A 17,219-nucleotide genomic window follows, 5' to 3' on the forward strand; every position below is an offset into this window, starting at 1 on the left:
GTTGACTCTTCTGACGGCTTCTCTATCTTAGTGCCTCGGCATGCTATCCGCTTCCTAGCTCTTCAAGGATTGACCGCTTTGACCGATCAAAGGCCCTCGCTTTTCGCAGCTGCGACGCTGCCTCGTGACCTCGTTTCCGGTGGAGTGGTTTTTCTCGTCGCGCTGCCACTCTGTTTAGGCATTGCGCTCGCTTCGGGTGCGCCCCTGTTTTCGGGCCTGTTGTCGGGGATCATCGGGGGCATCGTTGTCGGCAGCCTCAGTGGATCGCACACCAGTGTGAGCGGACCGGCTGCGGGGCTCACGGCGATCGTTGCAGCTCAGATTGCGATCCTTGGTTCCTTCGAGGCCTTTTTGTTGGCTGTCGTGATCGGCGGCTTGATGCAGATCGGCCTTGGTCTTGTTCGTGCAGGTGCCCTTTCGGCATTCTTCCCCTCAAGCGTGATCAAAGGGTTGCTTGCGGCAATTGGCGTGATCTTGATCTTGAAGCAAATCCCTCACTTGGTTGGACACGACGCGGACCCCGAGGGTGATTTGGCTTTTTCCCAGCTTGATAACGAAAATACGTTCACAGAGTTTGCAAGCATGTTGGGCGATATCCATGTCGGTGCTTTGGTCATCGGACTGTTGTCGCTTGCGTTGTTGTTGTTTTGGGATCGCTGCAAACCGCTGAAACAGTCGATCGTGCCGGGGCCACTGGTCGTCGTCCTACTCGGTGTTGCGCTGAATTTCCTGTTTCACAAGATCGGTGGGCCGTGGGTGATCGGCGTCAAGCATTTGGTGCAGATCCCGGTTGCCGAAAGTGCGTCGGAGTTGGCAGGTTTCTTGAGGTATCCTGATTTCTCAGCGGTCTTGAATCCGGCGGTCTACATCGGTGGCGCAACCATTGCGATTGTTGCCTCGCTCGAAACGTTGTTGAATCTCGAAGCGGTCGACAAACTTGATCCCCAACGACGCGATTCGAAGCCCAGTCGCGAGCTGGTCGCGCAAGGAATTGGCAATGTGGTCGCAGGGTTTGTCGGTGGATTGCCAATGACATCGGTGATCATTCGCAGCAGTGTCAATGTGAATGTCGGTGCGAAGACCAAAATGTCCGCCGTCTTTCACGGTGTCCTGTTGGCTGTTGCGGTTGTGTTGTTTCCTACCTACATGAACATGATTCCGATCTCGGCTCTCGCAGCGATCTTGTTGGCAACCGGATTCAAGTTGGCCAGTCCAACGCTGTTTCGTCAAATGTGGAACGAAGGACGCTACCAGTTCATCCCGTTTATTGTCACCGTGCTGGCGATTGTCTTTACCGATTTGTTGAGCGGAATCTTGATTGGTCTCGCCATCAGTTTGCTGTTTATTCTCAACAGCAATCTGCGGCGGCCCATCCGTCGGATCGTCGAAACGCATGTTGGCGGCGATATCATGCATATCGAACTGGCTCATCAAGTCAGTTTCCTCAATCGTGCGGCACTCGACAAAGTGTTCATGGAAGCCCCCCGCGACAGCCATGTTCTGATCGACGCAACCGACACCGACTACATTGACCCCGATGTTCTCAGTTTGATTCGTGATTTCAAAGACAAGACCGCAGCCGTGCACGGTGTGAAGGTGAGCTTGAAGGGTTTTCGCAGCAAGTACCAACTGCATGACGAAATCCAGTTCGCGGATTACTCGACGCGTGAATTGCAAGATCGGGTCACCCCGGAGCAGGTGCTTGCGTTCCTTCGAGAAGGCAATCGTCGATTCCGGACGGGTCAGCGTTTGACGCGGGACTTCGGGCGCCAACTTGAAGCAACCAAAGAGGGTCAGAACCCATTGGCTGTGATCCTCAGTTGCATCGATTCTCGAGTCCCTGCGGAATTGGTTTTTGACCTTGGACTCGGCGACATCTTCAGCGTTCGCGTCGCCGGCAATGTGATCGGAACCAAGTCACTCGGAAGCATTGAATATGGCGCCACCGTTGCCGGTGCCAAGTTGATTTTGGTTCTCGGCCATACACGATGCGGCGCCGTGACGTCCGCGGTCGAACTGCTTTGTTCCGACCAAGACACCGAGCAAGCGACCGGGTGTTCGCATCTGCATGCGATCATTTCGGAAATTGAACCCTGTTTGGATCGCGAGAAGTGCTGGATCCCCAAGCAAAAGGATGAGCAGCAAACCAAGAAGCTCATTGACGAAGTGGCGGAACGCAACGTACATCATACGGTCAACGCCATCCTCGACCGCAGCGAAGGAATTCGCCGCGCGGTCGATGAAGGGCGATTGTTGGTTGTCGGTGCGATGTACGATGTCGTCACAGGAAATATCGAATTCCTCAACGACCGCGTTCCAACCGGGGGCTGAAGCCTGAACTCCAGCACATGTTGGAGTTTAGCCTTTAGGCGATCTTCGTGTGGATTTCCCCATTCCGGGCGGCTGAAGCCTGAACTCCAGCGATGCACTCTCTTCTTCCGCCGGGTCAGACCTCTTTCCACAATCCGGCGTGCGGGGCCGGGAAGTAGCCTTCTTCGTTGGCCGTGACCGGTGGGGGACTGTCGTCGGTCAAGTCGTCCAGGTAGCTGCAGAATTGGAATTCGGAGTTCGTGATCTCATCCCAGGTGACGATCTTGTTGGTGTGTGCCGCTGCCCGGCCCATCAACGATGCATAGTCCGCATAGACCGCTCGCTTGCATTCATTGTGCGGCTTGTCGTTGCGGATGCTGTTGACAAAGTCGATCCACTCGTAATCCCATGGTGAGCTTGCATCGGGCGTCGGTGACCATTCGATGTTGTCCTTATCGATATGATGGTCTTTGAACATGTGCACGGTCGCTTGGTGCACGTTCCCCGAAAACTGACCTGCCTTCTTGTCACAATGCACATAGGTTGCAAACTCGCTGTACCCTTTGAGAGCACGACGGAAACCACAAAACGCTTTCTTGCCGCTGGGGAACGTGAACTCCATCGAATAGGTGTCGATGTTTTGACCATGGTCGTCGCTACCCACTTCGCGTCCGCCCATCCCGTGACACGAAACCGGCCAATCGTCCATCAACCAACAACATTCATCGATCTGGTGAATCAAATTGTCGACCATGTGTCCCGATCCAACCCACAGCAAGGCCGTCTTGCCAAACTTCAATTGCTGTTTGAAATCATTCGATTGTGCGCCTTGGTTTCCGAGCCATCTGCGGCCGGTCAATCGATTGGCTCGAATGTACGACAAGTCGCCCATCACGCCGCTGTGGATCTTGTCGATCAAGGCGGCTCGCGCGGGTGAGTGTCGGCACTGCAAACCGGCAGCGATCTTCAGCCCCTTTCGGTCGGCTTCTTCCCCAGCACGTAGCAACCGCTTCAGCCCCATTGGGTCGGGCGAAAACGGTTTCTCCATAAAGACGTTGATCCCCTTGCTGATCGCATACTCGACATGCTTCGGTCGGATGTAGGCTCGCGTGGTGCACATCGCGATATCACCGGGTCGCAACACGTCGACCGCTTGCTTGTAAGATTCGAATCCAATGAACTTGCGATCCTCGGCGACGTCCACCTGCTCGCCATGCTTTTTCCCCAACAGATCGATGCGACGGTTAATGTTGTCTAAGTCCAAATCGGCCATGGCATGAAGCTTGATCGGCCCTTGGTCGCTGGTTCCCAACGCGTTGCTGACGGCGCCGGTTCCTCGGTTCCCACATCCGATCAACGAAAGCCGAATCGTATTATCTTCGGCCGCGTGCACGGCGGGGATGTTGTGGTAGGCAAGCGAGACACCGGCCGCGACGGCGCTGCCTTGTTTCAGGAATTGGCGGCGGGACGATGGGGAAGTGGCTGAGGAGGAGTTTGCAGAGGACTTCGGTTGAGGCATCTCGGTTTCCTTGCTTGGATTGTGGTAGGTCTGATCCACGACGGTCCGCCGCAGATCATTTGATGAGGGAGGGATACCCATGATAGGACACACGTGGTCCTCATCCTATCATAACCATCCTCCCGTCATGGGGGTGCTGCGGTTCGGCGCAGGCCTACGTTTGTTGCAGCGCGCGCTTCGCCCGACTGTAGAGCCTCTGCGGATAGTCAGGATGTAGAGCCTCTGCGGTTAGCCAAGATGTAGAGCGTCTTTGGTCTACGAGTCGCGTAGGAATCATTGAAACCTGGCTCCCTTCTCCCCCGCGCCGCGGGGGGAGAAGGGCTGGGGATGAGGGGGCTCACCAGACGCTCACATCCAATAAGCAGCGATCAATCTGGCACGGCGCAAGGCCCCTCACCCCCGACCCCTCTCCCCGCTCACGCGGGGCGAGGGGAGCCTTTGCGGATAGCCAGGATGTTGAGCCTCTGCGGTTAGCCAAGATGTAGAGCGTCTTTGGTCTACGAGTCGCGTAGGAAGCATTGAAGCCTGGCTCCCTTCTCCCCCCGCGCCGCGGGGGGAGAAGGGCTGGGGATGAGGGGGCTCACCAGACGCTCACATCCAATAAGAAGCGATCAATCTGGCACGACGCAAGGGCCCCTCACCCCCGACCCCTCTCCCCGCTCACGCAGGGCGAGGGGAGCCTTTGCGGATAGTCAGGATGTAGAGCGTCTGCGGTTAGCCAAGATGTAGAGCGTCTTTGGTCTACGAAGTCGTGTAGGAATCATTGAAGCCTGGCTCCCTTCTCCCCCGCGGCGCGGGGGAGAAGGGCTGGGGATGAGGGGGCTCAGCAGACGCACATCCAATAAGCAGCGATCAATCTGGCACGGCGCAAGGCCCCTCACCCCCGATCCCTCTCCCCGCTCACGCGGGGCGAGGGGAGCCTTTGCGGATAGCCAGGATGTAGAGCGTCTGCGGTTAGCCAAGATGTAGAGCGTCTTTGGTCTACGAGTCGCGTAGGAAGCATTGAAACCTGGCTCCCTTCTCCCCCGCGGCGCGGGGGAGAAGGGCTGGGGATGAGGGGGCTCACGCTTGTTGCTCGCGGCGATGACGGATGGCTTGTTCGATTTCGTTTCTCACCCCGAGGCGGTCTTGTGTCACACGGAATCCGTTAATCCGTATGACTTCAAACCCTAATGCTCGAAGGTAAGCGTCTCGACGTTCATCATGCTGCTTGCCTTGCTCGGTGAAGTGATCTTTGCCGTCGATTTCGATTGCAAGTTTCAAGTCCAAGCAGACGAAATCGAGAGTGTAGGGACCGACCGGATGTTCACGTCGGAACTTTTCACCCCGGATGCGGCGGGCACGGACCAGTTCCCAAACGTTTTGCGAAAACTCATTCGCTTGTTGTCGCTGTTGGCGAGCAAATGCGATTTCTTCGGGAACGCTGCGGGGTGGTTCGTTTGGTTCGGTCATCTGCGGTTCTCGGCACGATGAAGCTTCTCTCCCTAGAGCAAACCCCCCGACCCCCGACCCCTCTCCCCGCTCGCGCGGGGCGAGGGGAGCCAGGATGTTGAGCGTCCACTATTTACCACGTCGTGTTGACACCTCTTTGCATAAAAAAACCGGGGCGATCTCGCCCCGGTTTTTCGAACGCATGCTGTCGCTATTGGCGAATCGCCTCTTTGCCTTCTTCGCCAAACAACATCAAGATCGGAACACCGCCTTGTGCCCCGCCGTTGTAGGTGTACCCCGCTTCGAGGGCACGGGCGATTCGCTCGGAGGCTTCCGATAAATGGGCTCGCGAATAGGCGTCCATTTTACCGCCACACTTTTTGACCATGCCGTCGATCTTCGTGCGAAGGTCTTTCAGTTCCATCCGAGCCAAGTTACTGATCGGTTTGTACGCCGCCGTGCCAGCCGAATCTTCTAAGACCAAATCGACCAACCGTTGCAGGTGCTCGCGTTGCAAGTTGCGACGCAGCGAACTGATCATCGGTTGGCGGTCGTTACGGCCCTCGGGGCACTCACCATCCAATTCGGTCCAAACGGCCGTGCCAACGGTGTCCAACAACTCGGGCAGCGTCAATGCGTCTTGATCCTCTGGCAAACGCAATTCATTGTCGTAAACACGTCGTAGCGTGGTTGGATTCATCAACAACGTCAACGCAGAGGCTTGAGCACCCAAAATCCGATCATGGATGGGCCAAGTCGCCTCGCTGCCCATCGAAGAACGCGCGCCACCGTCGAGCCACTTATCGACACTCATTCGTTCGAGCAATTCGGGAGTCAAGCCGAACGCGTCGTCATTGAACGTGGTGTCAATGACAAACTTCAAGGCATCTCGCTGCTGATCCGCAGGAACCACTTCGACTGGGGGCCGATTGCCGGGATCCCCTTTCTTGTCGCGATTGACAAAGGCTCCGCCGATCCAATTCGCCATCATGCTGACGGCTCGCGTCTGTAATCCAAGCGTCAATTCATAGCCTCGTCGCGCCTTGGCCCAACTGTCGCCCTCTTTGACAAACTTGTCCAAGATGCGGCTGCGATACAAATCGATCAGCTTCATTTGCTCCTTCGCATACTCCAACGGATCGGCTGCGAAGTCGTAACGTCGTGCCAACGGATCCGGACCGCTGGTGTCTTCGTCCGTCGCGTATTGCAACTCAGGTTCGCTACATCGTTTCAAAATATCAGCCAACTTCTTGTCGTCCGAAGTGTAACCGTACTCGATGGCCCAGTAATCGTAGGGGCCGATGTCAATCATCGCGTAATCGCCTTGCACCTCACCCGCTTCGTATCGGTAATTGATCGGCGAGTAATCCATCACCGAAGAGGCAAAGGTCTTCTTGCCTTTCACTTCTTCGCTGTTAATCTCCGCAAGTGTCATCAGGGCAGACGCTTTGAAGTTGTGGCGTAGTCCGAGCGTATGCCCCACTTCGTGAGCCACCAAATCGGACAACAATGGACCAACGAACCATTCCGGCATCCCGTCGAGCAATTCGCCTTCGGCCACCTTCTCGGGTTGTTCCGATTCGTCTTTGTCTTCGGCTGGCTCCTCGGCTGGCTTCGCGTCGTCGTCTTTGGCAACGTCTTCTTCCTTGGCTTCCGCATCGGCAGCTTTGTCTTTCGCTTCGCCTTGCTGCTTGACCTCCGCCTCTTCGTCCTTCTTCTTTTTCTTCTGCTTCTTCTCCTTCGCGACTTCTTCGTCGGCCAACAAAGCTAGGCTCCAATTCATCCTTGCGATGGCGAGATCAAGGTTCTTGCCACTGGCGGCCATACAAAGACCATTTTTTTGGCTGATCTGACCAAACAACCCATCAAACTCGTCGTCGCCCATTAGCGACGGGTCGGCCTGGGCCATCACGTAGCCAGCCATCGGCGTTTGAGCTTGTCGTGCGTAACGCATCTGCAGTTCCGCGGCTTGTTCCGGCGGAGCCAATCGGATTCGAGGGTCCCACGAGGGGTGTTTCGCCAGCCATGCTAACGTTTCAGGACTCGTGCCTTCCATCGCCAACTTCGGCATCAAATCGTGATAGTTGAAATTGAAATGTCGAATCCAACCATCGGTCAGGATGATGTCGGCATCTAAGATCTCACCCGTTTCCGGATGGACGCGACTGGGACCGATCGCGGTGCCGACGTCATTATTGAGCCAACGAATGAAGTTAAACCGGACATCCTCAGGATCCTTTTCCATGTGAACGCCACTTTGAGCATCTTGATACTCGATCACAATCGCATCGACCAAACCAACTTTCTCAAAGGCTTTGTTCCAATAGTCGACGCCGTTCTTGATCCAACGTCGATAGCGAACCGGCGCGGTGTGTTCGACATAGAATCGAATCGGTTCCTTGGGTGGACTGAGTGCGAGTTTGGGATCGCGTTTTTCCAGATTCCACCGGTTGATGTAGCGGACGCGTGTGTCATCGTCTTCGTATTTGCTGAGGTCCGAGAACGAGGTGGTGAAGAAGCCAACTCGCTCGTCGGCAACGCGTGGCTTGAACCCGTCTTTCGCCTGGGGGACCTCGCTAAACGAGTAGTGGATGGTTTGCAATTTTCCGCCGCCGCCGACGATTTCAAAGGCAATCTCGACGTTGTTCGGAAACACTTTCGCCGAGTCAATCTTCGTAATCCGAGAGTTGGTCACTCGAACCGAGGAACCAAAGAAACGGGTCGCATTGCCGACCAACAACGAGTCCAAATCGATGACCGGCCCACCGGCTGGCCCCATCGCCAAAATGGGCAAATCCAACAAGACTTCATCTGTGAATAAACGTTTTACCGACGCTTTGGATTCCGCATCGCCGGTCGCCCGAATGGCGAGGTTCGGCGAAATGAGCGCCAAGCGGTCGCCGTATCGCCGCCACTGGATCACCCAGTCGCCCGATTGCAGTCCCGCAAATTGATCACCGCTGCCAACGGTTAACGCCAAAAAATAGCTCTTGCCCGCAAAACTCTTGGGTAGCTCGCCGATCAATTGGGCTTCACTTTCCTTTTTCCATACGTTGAACAGCCCCTTCGGATTCTGTTGGTCCGAGACAGGCACTTGGGTGTAACCTTCGGATACTTTGTCAAAGGTCGGCAGCTCGCCGTAGCTCGAGGAGGTGGACGCCGCCACCACGGTAAAAAACAGGGCAGCAGCTAATGGGATTCGTTTCATTCCGATCACTTTCGGCTCTCGATAGGGTTTGCCAGAAACAGGGGGATCGTGCGAAAAAAGCGCACTATGCGGGATGTCAGGTGGGTGCTTCTTAGGATAGCTCCAGGAACGGCCACCGGTGTAGTTTACGCACCGCAAGCCAACGACGGTTCAGCTAACCCTCGCTTCCCCGTCTACTTTATCCAATAAATCGCTACAAACCAAACATTTCTTGGCAGCGGATGAATCGAACGCGGGCAAAGGAGGTCGTCGCGCAGGTTGGAGTTTAGCCTTCAGGCGATTACGGGATGTGCTGGAGTTGTAGCCTTTAGGCGATTACGGGATGTGTTGGAGTTGTAGCCTTTAGGCGATGGCGGTGTGTGCTGGAGTTGTAGCCTTTAGGCGATTACGGGATGTGTTGGAGTTGTAGCCTTTAGGCGATGGCGGTGTGTGCTGGAGTTGTAGCCTTTAGGCGATGGCGGTGTGTGCTGGAGTTGTAGCCTTTAGGCGATGGCGGTGTGTGTTGGAAGCGGCTAAAGCCTGAACTCCAGCGCCTCGCCTACTCTACGGGTACGAGGGCGTCGATGCCGCAGTCGATGAACTGCCCTCCGCGGGTTTGGTGGCAATGGATCGCGATCACGTTTCGCCCCTGGCGGAGCGACGAGGCGGGGATTTCGACGAAATCATAATCCGTGGTGTACCCGCTCAGCAGGGCCACTTGAGTTCCATTGATGTAGACCTCGGAGTCCTCGTCGTAGAAAATCCTCAGCCCAACACGATCCGGTACGGCCGAACCCAGCTCAAAGCTGCGACGCACCCAGATGTCCGAACCGTCCCAACGCGTCCCGATCGACGCGTTCGGAGTCCCCTCGGTACCAAAGCCTCCTTGTCCGGACTTCCATGATTCGGAGGCAAAGTCGGTTGCGAACCAATCGCCGGGGGGGTGCTCGGTCGTGTAACTCCAGATCACTTCGTCACCCTTGCTGGTCCCGAGAAGCGTCTTGACCTTGGGCGGCATGGGCATCGGTGCCCAGCGAGAGGCCTGAGTTTGATCCATCGAAGCATACTTGGACCACGTTGATTCGTCGTACAGCATCCGCAGGAACACCCCACCGACAACCGGCCGCGCGGTGAATCCCCGCTTCTTTGCGGTCGACGTGAAGTACCAATCGGTCATCGGCGATCGGTCAGGCGTCACGTTCAAGAACTTGTGTACTGGCGCGACGATCGCTTCAAAGTCGTCGCGATCGTTCGTCAAGGTCGCCGTCCAAAGCACCCAGTCCAATTTCGTGTAATCGGATCGATTGTCCAGCGGTAAGCCGTACTCATTTTGGATGGAACGATAGAAGGCCATCTCCGTTTCAACGACTTGCCTTGGAAACAAACCAAGATCCAAGATCTGGTCCCACACCAAGTTGTACTTCTGACTCCACGTTCCGGTTTGATCGAAGGCCAATCGATAGTGATCGCCATCATTTGCCGTCTTGACCCACTTCGCCGCAAACTGCTTTGCAAGCGATCGGTACGTTTCCGCCTCGTCATCAAGCCCTCGCATCTCGCACAGCATGGCGTAGGCGCCCAATCCGCAGATCGCTTTGGCACTCAAGTTCACGTTGTGCGCCATGTGCCCGGCAAAGTCATCGGTACAAAGTTGGTTCTCGGGATCAAAGCCTTTCTGCTGCAAGTAGTCGGCCCATTGACTCAATTGTTCCCAATAGTTACCGGCGAAATCGGCATGGCCTTCCATTTTGGCCAATGCACCGAACAACACCAACATGTTGCCGCTTTCTTCCACCGGCATTTGGTTTTCTTCCGACGTCTCGCCACCACCATAGCGTTGGCCGTTTGCTTTGGGATATGTTCCAAGGTCATGGGGTGCAAAGGGGAATTTCCATCGGTCTGATGCGGCGTATTCCATGAAGGGGACCAACACCGACTTGGTGAGCGTGGGCCCAAGCAAGAGGAACTGGGGCGCCATGGGGTAGAAGACGTCCGACGTCGCGATGCAGCCGTTGGAGTGGTTCTCTTTGCAAAACTGAAGCGGCTGGCCGTTGGCGTCCGCAACAAACTTGCCCGCTGCGAAACATTGCCGGTAAGCCAACGCGGCAATTTCTGCGTAGGGCTTGCCTCCTTGTTCGATCAAGTCCGCCATCATTTCGGCGTCGAATTGTTCGCACCGGCTGACCAGCGAATCGTATTGGTCGATCGCCGCTTCAATCAAATCGGCCGCTTCCCAGCCATCCTTGCGCCAATAGGGTCGCAGTTTCGCTTTCATGTATTCGATCGAGTACAAGTCATCATAGGCAAGCAGCACGTAGGTCGAGACGGGCTCGCTGCCAACTTGTCCGATTTCGATCGCGGTCGCTGCAGCGACTTGTCCGGCTTCGGCCGGAAAGCGAGCGGAGGAATCGCCAACAGACTTCGATCCACTCTCTACAAACGATTGTCTCAGAGATTGTGGGTTACCCAGTGCCATCACGCCATCGGCGTCCCTTGGCGTGGCGAGGTAAAGGTATCCCCAATCGATGCGCAGATCGTCGCCCGATTTGCCGAGGACATGCTGCGACACGGTTCCGATTTTCAACGCTTCCGCATTGGAAAACGATTCCTTGGTGCCTGCGACTCGCTGCTGCCGCGTGTTGGACGCCAACTCACCCCCAGCGTCCAAGTAAAACGCGACCGCGTGCTTGTTCGCATCACACGACACCACTTCACAGCTGACATAGGTGGTCGGCCGGCTGAGGATCATCAAATCGGCGGGCAGCGCGGGCGTCAGGAACGTCAACGTCGCCTGCACTTCGTTGCTGGTGAAGGTATAGATCGTGCGAGTCGGCAACACGGTTACCGATGTCTGATCCATGGGCGTCGCCGTATCTGGCTCGGCTCCCATCATCCGATAGGTTTTGCCATCGACACGAAGCATCGCCGTGAGCGAATGCGGTTTTCCGGTCCAGTGGGTCGTGGTCGAACCATGCAGTAGGTCGGTTTGTGACCAGATACTGAAGTAAGGATCGCAGGCGACCAACGGAACCGCCGGTGGGCGAAACGCTTCCTCACCGGTTGCGGGGCTGGCCAGCATCAACCCAGCGAGGACCAACGCGGAAAGGGTGGCAATAAAACTCAAGTGTTTGGGAGGAAAGAGGTGGCGCATGGGTTCCGTTTAAGTGGGAGGCGGGAAATGTGTCGCATTTTCAGAGGCGAAGGCGATTATAGGCCAAGATGGTCGGTGCCAACCAGTCGCAGGAAATCACAGGCGTAGAGGAAGGCTTTGTTTCAACCAAGAAAAACAGGGATGGCATGGCAACGCCTCCCCTCTGAGGCCACTCAGGCCGTCACACAAACTGCGGAGGGATTTGAACTCCGCGCACCGGACCACGAAGTGGTCCAAGAGGGTAGCCGGGGGTCGAGCGAAGCGAACACCCCCGGAAACGCGGGACGTCCCCCACACGCTTTCGACCGCAACGCGGTCGCAGAACCTGCATCTGCGATCCCTCCAGGATCGACGTGTCATGTTGAACCGATATCCGTGGGTGCGCGATCGCGACCCACGGCTACCCTCTTCGATCCCATTCGGGATCACGCTCCAACCGGACCACGAAGTGGTCAAAGAAGGTAGCCGGGGGTTTGAGCGAAGCGAACACCCCCGGAAACGCGGGACGTCCCCCACACGCTTTCGACCGCAACGCGGTCGCAGAATCCCACGTCTGCGATCCCTCCAGGATCGGCCCCATCATGTTGAACCGCTATCCGTGGGTGCGCTTATCGCGACCCACGGCTACCCTCTTGGATCCCATGCGGGATCAGGCACGGATTCGACCGCGATCACCTATATTGACGGTTTCAGACTCGACCCTCGTGAAAGGTATCGGCCCATGTCCACCTATCACTCGCTGCATTATCACTTGGTGTTCTCGACGAAGAACCGAAAGCCCTGGATCAAGGAGGCGTGGATCGGTCGTTTGCACTCCTATCTAGGAGGAACGCTTCAGGGGATGGATGTAAAACCTCTTGACATTGGTGGAGTCGAGGATCACGTGCATTTGCTGATGGGGATGAAGCCGACCCATCGGATCAGTGACGTCGTGAGGGAATTGAAGAAGTCGGCAACCGAATGGGTCCATCACGAGATCGACTTTGCCCCATTCGGATGGCAAGATGGCTACGCGATCTTTTCGCTCAGCCCCGATGCCTGCCCGACCGTCAGTAGGTACATCCGTCACCAAAAGGAACACCATCAAAAACGATCTTTTCGTGAGGAACTCATCAAGATGCTTGACCGAGCTGGCATCCAATACGATCCCACGTACCTCCATTGAGTCGTCAAGCCACACCCACCGACCACGCATCGGACCACGAAGTGGTCGAAGACGGTAGCCCGCCGTTTGAAGTCCGCGCATAGGACCACGACGTGGTCCAAGAAGGTAGCCGGGGGTGAGAGCGAAGCGAACACCCCCGGAAACGAGACGTCTCTCGCATAACCGACCGCAACGCGGTCGCAGACCGGCATCCTCTGCGATCCCTCCAGGATCGAACCATCGCGGCGGGTCCGATATCCGTGGGTGCGCTATCGCGACCCACGGCTACCCTCTTGGATCCCATTCGGGATCGTGCCCGGATTCGATGTGGATCGCGCCGACCACGTGAGTGGTCGCAGAGGGTAGCCGGGGGTGAGAGCGAAGCGAACACCCACGAAAACGAGATCGCCCCCCACGTCCGTCGACGGCTCACGCCGTCCGACGACGTCGGCGAGCAACGATTGCTCCGGCGACCAAACCACAAATTGCAAACGACCCCGGCTCGGGAACCGCGGTGGCTCGGACCAGGACCGGGGTGACGTTGATGAAGTACCCTTCTGCATCAAGTTTCACCAACGGACTATCGAAGATCGTCATCACCTCATCCTCCGAAAGCGTCGTTTCGTGATTCAACACCGGCCCCATCAGCCCCGCGCCGCTGGTGTGTTGGAGGCCAAGGTTATGCCCGATTTCGTGTGCGATCAATTCAGGCCCATCGATCGGATGGGCCGCGAATCCTGAATCGAGTGCAACCAGAAACCCTGGAGTCGATCCACAACCGATGATGTTCGCCCCCGGCGAGCCGCAAAAATTGATGGCGTCGACGTAGAACAGATTCACATTTGTGAACGGGTCCGGAGCCCACGTCGACAGCTTGTTGAAATCAGCGTCCGAATCGATCGTGATCAGATCAGGATCGATGATCGTTAAGGTCGGAAAAAAACGAATATCGATCGAATCTGCCCCGAACGAAGCTTGGGAAAAAATCGCATCCAAACCTGCCTCCTGGGTCGTGACCAGTGCGGCGGCGGCAGGCGACGCGACAAGGCAACACGCCGTTGTCAGCGTCAGAATCAGAGTTCGAAACACGAGGAGCACCTGGAAAAACGCTAGAACGGGCTGAGAAGTTAATCTCGGATTATAACTCGCATCGCTAGCTCGTGACATAGATTCCCCGACCTTTTAAGATCCACACGATCCGCATTTTTCAATCCGGATGACCATCCGGGACGGAATCCTCAATACCCGCGGCCCGGAATCGATGGAACCGATGACAAAATCAATTCAGCCGCCACAAAATGACCAGACAATTCCCTGTCAACGTGTTATGTCCCCGTCGAGTCCTGAGTGTTGTTCTCGAACGACACGGGCACTCCCTGTTGCAGTAGGCTGTCACAGAGCGGTCCGAGATGCCGAGCATAGTTTCGCCATCGTCCTACCGATCCGCGGTAAAGCGGTTGCCGAACCTGCCAATTACTCGCCGTTGCAACGACTCGCTGGTTACGCTGAAATGACAAGCATTCCTGTTGCCAATCCAATCCTGAAAACTCGATCAACTTTCGAGAAACGCCCTCTTGATCTTCGACCAACTTTTCGTAGTCCACATGCATGATCGGGATCGTCGAGACCTCGTCCCAATACCTCATCAGACGATCATACTGGCCGTAGTAAACCGCAATATCATCAAGATCGTAGCTGTATTCCTGTCCTTTCTTAAAATTGGTGACATAGCAAGACAGCGAGGTGTCCATCGGATGCCGGCGGCAATGGATCACTCGCACGTTGGGAAACAGTGCATGCATTAATCCAATGAAGAAGAAGTTATTGGGCGACTTGTCACAGAACACCTTGGCAGGACCCGTCGCTAGTTCCTGAATCCGCTGCAGGTAGAAATTACCGAGCCCGATAAAGGTGGTTTCATCCACATCGTTTACCGAATATGGGAACCTTAACTCCGACGGCGAATGCTTCGTCAACTCGCCCGAGATCACGTTCAAATCGGGAAGCTCACCGGCGCCAAATACGTCGCTGTGCGATGAAACAATTTGCTCAACCAGCGTCGTACCACTGCGTGGCATTCCGACAATGAATACCAAATCGGCGGTCGGACGTGGTGGCGATCGGATGCGTTTGAGCGTCGCGAAATCAAAGAACTGAATCGATGAGTCGACCAATCCACGCCAGTGGTCTTGATCGAACGAGGCTTCTTTTGCTTCGTTACCCGCAAGGAAATGCTCGAAAGCCTGATCAAATGCACCAAAATCATCATAGATTTTTCCAGCTGCAAAATGCAAATGGCAGCGTTCCTGCTCAGAATAAGTGGGATCTTCCAGCAGTTCCTCGATGGATCGATGGACTCCATCGACTTCGGTAAACTTCTTGATTCTGGCGTAGTTATGAAAGAAGTCAGCATGCCGCGGTTTGAGTGCCAAGGCTTCGGCATAATGAGCTTCCGCTTCAAGCAATCGGCCGAGGAACGACTTTGCCGAAGCCATCGCGTGGTGCAGTTCTGCGGTCGGGCCCTGAACTTTCATGGCGTGCTCGAAAGCAATCACCGCGTCAGCTGCTTTCAATTGATCAAGCAGCACTTGGCCGAGACCCAACCAGCCAACTCGGCGATTGGGTAGCTGCTCGGCGATCTGCCGAAATAGGCTCTCCGCTGCATCGTACTGCCCCGACTCACGCAGCTGTTTCCCTTTAGCCACCGCCTCGGTAAGCCGAAACGTATCCGTCGTCTGTGTCATCCTGTTTCCTCAAATCCTACGATGTCGGGAATTCATACGATGCCGGGAATTTCGGTTGGTCGTTCCAGCCTAAATCAGTGATTGGACAACATCTCGCTATCTTACGACGATTCCTTACGGAGCGGACTGCGGAAGATCACTGATTGTGGCTAAGCCGCCCTGCGGCGATGTCGATAACCTATCGCAGCAACCATGCCTAGAAACACCACCGCGCTGGGTTCGGGCACCGCAGTGGCGTACGGACTCGACTGCGCAAGTGTCGTTTGAGCCGCGTTCAGTTGGGCGTTGATCGGAGGTAAGGTGTCCATGGCCAGCATCATGTTTCTCGGCTCCAGACTATGGTCCAAGCCAAGATTATGACCGATTTCGTGAGCAATTGTCTTGGCAGCTAACTCTTGGCCGAGTGGTTGACCACCAATGATGGCGCCCGGCAGGTTATCGCCGATGTGCAGCGCACTGCCGTTGCCCGGCGTCAAAGATAGGCCGTTCGCAGTCAACAGTGTCGTTTGCGAAAAGCCAGGCACGATTTCGACGAAGTACATGTTCAAGACCAATGGGTCGGGGTGAGCAACCCCGCCTATGATCCCATCAATCACGATCTGTCCCAAATCCGCTTGCGGGCGGCGTTGGGTCGACAGCAAATTCCCGACGTTCGCAAGCGAGTTGTTCCACAGATTGGGCGCGAGCCAATCGACATCAATCCCAGCCTGAGACCAAATGAGGTCGATGTTGAACTGGATGGCAGCGGTTTGCGCCACGTCGCCCATGTATCCAGCCGTGTTCGAGCCATCCGTATTGGACACGATGATCGGCTGGACCGTCACCACATGACTAATGGGAAGCGAAAGGTTGGTGACGATTTCCGCCCATGCTTCGCTGACGCAACACGAAAACAGTAGCGAACACGCGATGCGCCCGACGAAACCGGTGGCGCGACGACTAAGAAGAATTGGCATGTTCGGCATGAAGGATGAGAAGAAGAGCGTGAACCGACACAAAAAAACGCACAGAGAATATCCCTGTGCGTTAAACGTTTAAACTGAAGTTGGTGTCTCAACACTCCCGCAGTAGAACTAGCACGCTAACGCACTCGCCTTCTTGTTGCGCCGACGTCGCAGCACTCGTCCGCCCGCTCCTACTGCCAATAGGGCGCAGAAAGCGATCGAACTTGGCTCAGGTACAGCAGTGACCGTTCCGGTTCCTGAACCGGCGTACAACTGTGTTCCAGTTGTTGACACAATCCCTCTTAAGAACGGATTCGGATCGGGTACATCGTCGAATTTGAACTGAAAGGAGTCAACTCCAGGAGACAACGCACTCGGCAACGTGAATGCGAAGGTCCCAAACGTGCTCGGAGTTGTTGTGACCGCGGGAGCCGTAACGAAACCCGCTATGGTAAACGGATTGGGAGGAATCGCGGTCCCGTTGGGTGTATTCGGCCCAAATGGAGTGAAGACGACGCCTCCCGCTGCAGTGAAAGAATTGATTGTTACTGACGATGCGGCACCGGTGAAATTGATGGCCATTAGATCCAAGCTAATGGATCCAACAGTATCGGATCCGGTACTGACCCATTGAACATCAACAGCCCCCGTCGTCGACCCTCCTGTCAGCACGGGATTTGGATTGAATGACAATGTAATTGCCGCATTGGCAATACCGCCAGTAGCGACGAACATCGTCGCAACGCATGCAAACCGCACAAATGTAAACATCTGAAAATCTCATTAAAG

10 protein-coding genes are annotated in these 17,219 nt (G+C 55.7%); 2 read left to right on the forward strand and 8 right to left on the reverse strand.

Annotation, left to right across the window (positions count from 1 at the left end; translation table 11 throughout):
* Positions 1-78: 78 nt before the first annotated feature.
* Entirely contained in the window at positions 79-2,331 is a 2,253-nt protein-coding gene (locus Poly41_RS09370; RefSeq protein WP_231615537.1) for a SulP family inorganic anion transporter, read from the forward strand.
* 115 nt (positions 2,332-2,446) lie between these two features.
* Here the strand turns inward: Poly41_RS09370 and Poly41_RS09375 are convergent, their stop codons facing one another.
* From Poly41_RS09375 to Poly41_RS09390, 4 genes are all read right to left on the reverse strand, one after another.
* Positions 2,447-3,829 (reverse strand): Gfo/Idh/MocA family protein, encoded by a 1,383-nt coding sequence (locus Poly41_RS09375; protein ID WP_146525636.1) that lies wholly within the window; start codon positions 3,827-3,829, stop codon positions 2,447-2,449.
* 1,062 nt (positions 3,830-4,891) lie between these two features.
* Complete coding sequence (locus tag Poly41_RS09380; protein WP_146525638.1) at positions 4,892-5,281, reverse strand: endonuclease domain-containing protein; 390 nt, start codon at positions 5,279-5,281, stop codon at positions 4,892-4,894.
* A gap of 190 nt (positions 5,282-5,471) precedes the next feature.
* The gene (locus tag Poly41_RS09385; protein ID WP_146525640.1) at positions 5,472-8,468 is read right to left on the reverse strand and encodes a zinc-dependent metalloprotease; all 2,997 of its coding nucleotides are present in this window, start codon (positions 8,466-8,468) and stop codon (positions 5,472-5,474) included.
* A gap of 538 nt (positions 8,469-9,006) precedes the next feature.
* Positions 9,007-11,598: a glutaminase family protein gene (locus Poly41_RS09390; RefSeq protein ID WP_146525642.1), complete on the reverse strand. Its 2,592-nt coding sequence runs from the start codon at positions 11,596-11,598 to the stop codon at positions 9,007-9,009.
* Between the two features lie 721 nt (positions 11,599-12,319).
* Between Poly41_RS09390 and tnpA the strand changes: the two genes are divergently transcribed.
* Entirely contained in the window at positions 12,320-12,763 is a 444-nt protein-coding gene (tnpA, locus tag Poly41_RS09395; protein ID WP_146525644.1) for an IS200/IS605 family transposase, read from the forward strand.
* Between the two features lie 408 nt (positions 12,764-13,171).
* Here tnpA and Poly41_RS09400 read toward each other — a convergent pair whose 3' ends face one another.
* The 4 genes from Poly41_RS09400 to Poly41_RS09415 form a co-directional block, all read right to left on the reverse strand.
* On the reverse strand, positions 13,172-13,831 hold the full coding sequence (locus Poly41_RS09400) for a matrixin family metalloprotease (RefSeq protein WP_197231176.1): 660 nt from the start codon (positions 13,829-13,831) through the stop codon (positions 13,172-13,174).
* Between the two features lie 236 nt (positions 13,832-14,067).
* Positions 14,068-15,486 carry a sulfotransferase gene (locus tag Poly41_RS09405; protein WP_146525646.1) on the reverse strand — a complete coding sequence of 473 codons (1,419 nt, stop codon included), beginning with the start codon at positions 15,484-15,486 and terminating at the stop codon, positions 14,068-14,070.
* Between the two features lie 149 nt (positions 15,487-15,635).
* Complete coding sequence (locus Poly41_RS09410) at positions 15,636-16,442, reverse strand: zinc-dependent metalloprotease family protein (protein WP_197231177.1); 807 nt, start codon at positions 16,440-16,442, stop codon at positions 15,636-15,638.
* A 117-nt stretch (positions 16,443-16,559) separates the two neighbouring features.
* Positions 16,560-17,201 carry a hypothetical protein gene (locus Poly41_RS09415; protein ID WP_146525649.1) on the reverse strand — a complete coding sequence of 214 codons (642 nt, stop codon included), beginning with the start codon at positions 17,199-17,201 and terminating at the stop codon, positions 16,560-16,562.
* Between the last annotated feature and the right edge of the window lie 18 nt (positions 17,202-17,219).

Origin of the sequence: Novipirellula artificiosorum (assembly GCF_007860135.1) — a bacterium.
Taxonomy (GTDB): domain Bacteria; phylum Planctomycetota; class Planctomycetia; order Pirellulales; family Pirellulaceae; genus Novipirellula_A; species Novipirellula_A artificiosorum.

What these genes read in the sequence shown, in the direction of transcription:
- Poly41_RS09375 (WP_146525636.1), bottom strand. Translation starts at nt 3,829, where the DNA reads ATGCCTCAACCGAAGTCCTCTGCAAACTCCTCCTCAGCCACTTCCCCA.
- Poly41_RS09380 (WP_146525638.1), bottom strand. Translation starts at nt 5,281, where the DNA reads ATGACCGAACCAAACGAACCACCCCGCAGCGTTCCCGAAGAAATCGCA.
- Poly41_RS09385 (WP_146525640.1), bottom strand. Translation starts at nt 8,468, where the DNA reads ATGAAACGAATCCCATTAGCTGCTGCCCTGTTTTTTACCGTGGTGGCG.
- Poly41_RS09390 (WP_146525642.1), bottom strand. Translation starts at nt 11,598, where the DNA reads ATGCGCCACCTCTTTCCTCCCAAACACTTGAGTTTTATTGCCACCCTT.
- tnpA (WP_146525644.1), top strand. Translation starts at nt 12,320, where the DNA reads ATGTCCACCTATCACTCGCTGCATTATCACTTGGTGTTCTCGACGAAG.
- Poly41_RS09405 (WP_146525646.1), bottom strand. Translation starts at nt 15,486, where the DNA reads ATGACACAGACGACGGATACGTTTCGGCTTACCGAGGCGGTGGCTAAA.
- Poly41_RS09410 (WP_197231177.1), bottom strand. Translation starts at nt 16,442, where the DNA reads ATGCCAATTCTTCTTAGTCGTCGCGCCACCGGTTTCGTCGGGCGCATC.
- Poly41_RS09415 (WP_146525649.1), bottom strand. Translation starts at nt 17,201, where the DNA reads ATGTTTACATTTGTGCGGTTTGCATGCGTTGCGACGATGTTCGTCGCT.